This is a genomic window from Schumannella sp. 10F1B-5-1 (assembly GCF_006517535.1).
GTDB lineage: Bacteria > Actinomycetota > Actinomycetes > Actinomycetales > Microbacteriaceae > Schumannella.
Window position 1 is genome coordinate 1 of record NZ_VHQH01000194.1, and the last position, 241, is coordinate 241.

A 241-nucleotide genomic window follows, 5' to 3' on the forward strand; every position below is an offset into this window, starting at 1 on the left:
CGACGAGGGCGATGATCGCGGTGAGGGCGAGGGTCAGGGTCTTCCACCGGCGCGCGGGCGCGGCGGGGGTCTCGTCGGGGGCGGGGGTCTCGTCGGCCGCGGCGGCGTCGACGGATGCGGGCGCCGTGTCGGCGGGGGCCAGCTCGTCGGCGGGAGCCTCGGCGGCGGTCGGGGTGTCGGTCATGGGGTCGAGGATCGCTCGGCGGCATGGGTGGATTCACGGCGCACCCTAAGAATCAGC

Annotated in this window: 1 pseudogene; it reads right to left on the reverse strand. The window is 75.9% G+C overall.

The window, feature by feature from the left end:
- A pseudogene (locus FJ658_RS17040) lies at positions 1–184 on the reverse strand (hypothetical protein); the annotation flags it as partial.
- Positions 185–241 lie beyond the last annotated feature (57 nt).